The organism is Streptomyces phyllanthi (genome assembly GCF_009377205.1).
In the GTDB taxonomy this organism is placed as follows: domain Bacteria; phylum Actinomycetota; class Actinomycetes; order Streptomycetales; family Streptomycetaceae; genus Streptomyces; species Streptomyces phyllanthi.
In genome coordinates, this window is the sequence record NZ_VJZE01000796.1 from 1 (window position 1) to 2340 (window position 2340).

The 2340-nt window shown below is 72.8% G+C and carries 2 protein-coding genes; both read left to right on the forward strand.

The window, feature by feature from the left end; translation table 11 throughout:
• Positions 1 to 16 precede the first annotated feature (16 nt).
• Positions 17 to 1180, forward strand: coding sequence for an FAD-dependent monooxygenase (locus FNH04_RS44945; RefSeq protein ID WP_152791992.1), 1164 nt, complete (start codon positions 17 to 19; stop codon positions 1178 to 1180).
• A 57-nt stretch (positions 1181 to 1237) separates the two neighbouring features.
• A complete protein-coding gene (locus FNH04_RS44950) occupies positions 1238 to 2155 on the forward strand; it encodes a DUF4253 domain-containing protein (protein ID WP_152791993.1) in 918 nt (305 codons plus the stop codon).
• Positions 2156 to 2340: the final 185 nt, after the last annotated feature.

A 2340-nucleotide genomic window follows, 5' to 3' on the forward strand; every position in this document is an offset into this window, starting at 1 on the left:
GACGAAGGGGGCAGGGATGGGCGGCAGTGCGGTGGTCGTCGGCGGGGGAATCGGAGGGCTGTCCGCCGCGGTCGGTCTGCGCATGACCGGCTGGGAGGTGACGGTCGTCGAACGCGCGCCCGTCCTCTCCGACGTGGGCGGGGGCATCTCCCTGCACGCCAACGGTGTCCGCGCCCTGGACGCCCTCGGCGTCGGCGAGGCGGTACGCGCCGCCGGGCGGCCCCAGTACACCGGGGGCACCCGGATCCCCGGTGGTGGCTGGCTGACCCGGCTGGACGGAACCGCGCTGGAGCGCAAGCTGGGGGCGCCGCTCCTCGGCATGCTCCGGGCCGACCTGCACCGGCTGCTGCGCGCGGCGCTGCCACCCGAGTGCCTGGTCGTCGGGACGGAGGTGACGACCATCGACGACTCCGACCCGAACCGGGTCCGCGTACCGGTCGGAGACGGCGTCGTGGAAGCGGACCTGGCCGTGGCCGCGGACGGCGTCAACAGCCGTATACGCACCCAGCTGTTCCCCCGCCATCCCGGCGCCGTGTACAGCGGATCGACCGTGGTACGCGCCCTCACCGAGCACCCGGTCGAGTTGCGCGACGACCTGGAACTGACCTGGGGGAGGGGCGTCGAGTTCGGCCACATGGCGTTCGTCGACGGCCGGGCCGAGTGGCACGCCGTACTCAACTCACCGCCCGGTGTACGCCACGAGGATCCCCTCGCCGCGATGCGCGATCGGTTCGGCGACTGGCACGATCCGATCCCCACCCTGCTGGACGCGACCCGTCCCGACGCCGTCCTGCACCACGACATCCACGAACTGGTCACCCCCCTGCCCGCCTTCACCGCGGGCCGGATCGCCCTCCTCGGGGACGCGGCCCACGCCATGACCCCGAACCTCGGCCAGGGCGTCAGTCAGGCCCTGGAGGACGCGGCCACGCTGGCCGCCGTACTCGCCACCGGGCCCACGATCGAAACGGCACTGGCCCGTTACGACACCGAACGGCGCCGCCGCACCCAGTCCATCGCCCGCGCCGCCCGCCAGATCGGCCGGATGGGCCAGCGACTGAGCCACCCCGTGGCCGTCGCAGCCCGCAACACGGCTCTCCGGCTGGCTCCGTCCCGGGCGACGATCCGCACGGTCCTGCGGCACGCGGCCTGGACACCGCCGAGCCTGGGCGGGGCATGAGGGAGGCTCGGCTGTGCCGGACCAGGCGCTGTCAGTGGCCGCCCCTAGCGTGGGCCCATGACCGACCACCAGCCCCTGCCCGCCGAGCTCAGCCGGCTCTTGCCGGCCGGCGGCGCTGACGGGCGCACCCTGTCGGTGAGGCTGCCCTCGGGCCACCTCCTCTCCCCACCACCCCCTGAGCGGGGCCGGTGGGGCAGGCAGCTGTTCGGATCCGGCAAGGGTGGCGCGGCGCCGCCGGTGATGTGGGTGAGCGACGGTTCGGCACCGCCCGGCCTGTGGGAGGCCCTGCACAACGAGCGGGCACGGTCCGGCCTGACCCCACTACTCCTGCTTCCCTTGGAGGCGGGGGCGGCCTTCCGCCCCTGGGAGTCCCGAGAGCTGTACCCGCAACGCATGTCGTCTCCGGACGAGCACGACGCCGCAGCCCTTCTGCGCCTCTGGTGGGAGCGAGTGGCCGTCTCCCACGAGGACGACCCACCGGAGGACGTGGAGGAACTACGAGCCGTCACGGCCCCGTTCGGCCCCACCTGGCCGGGCCTGGCGTCGCCTCCCGCGTCGGATGGCACCAGGGCTGATCCGGACACGTCGGCGTGCGAGTACGCGGCCCGCCTGCTGAGGGACCGTCCGGAGGCGAGACTTGGGCTGGTCGCAGCGGAAAGCGGCGCCGCCGCACTGGTCACCTGCGGATGGGCCGGCCCGACCAACCACACCACCGACACGGGACAGATCGCGGCGGTACTGCACAGCTGGGGACAACGCTTCGGCACCCGGGTGGTCGGCGTGGGTTTCGACACCCTGTACGCAAGCGTGGCCACCCCTCCCACCACCATGGACCAGGCCCTGCTGCTCGCCGCCGAGCACTTCGCGTTCTGCCCGGACAACGTGCGTCAGGGCAGTGGCACGCTGGCGGCCTACGCGGAGGAAGGACTAGTCGGCGACGGGGCTCAGGACGGCTGGTGCTTCTGGTGGGACTGACGCGAACAGCCCCCGGGGCCCGGCGACTTCACAATGGCTTTCGCAACACAGCACAAGGCCGCCCGAGTTGCAGATCCTCACGCTGATCGATGACCTCGTACCCGAGGCTCGTCCAGAAGGCGAGGGCGCGAGGATTGTTGTCGAGCACGGCCAGCCGTACGGCGCTCCGCCCACCCGCCCGAAAC

Bases quoted from the DNA above. Each gene is read 5' to 3' on its own strand.
- FNH04_RS44945 (WP_152791992.1), top strand. From the start codon at position 17: ATGGGCGGCAGTGCGGTGGTCGTCGGCGGGGGAATCGGAGGGCTGTCC.
- FNH04_RS44950 (WP_152791993.1), top strand. From the start codon at position 1,238: ATGACCGACCACCAGCCCCTGCCCGCCGAGCTCAGCCGGCTCTTGCCG.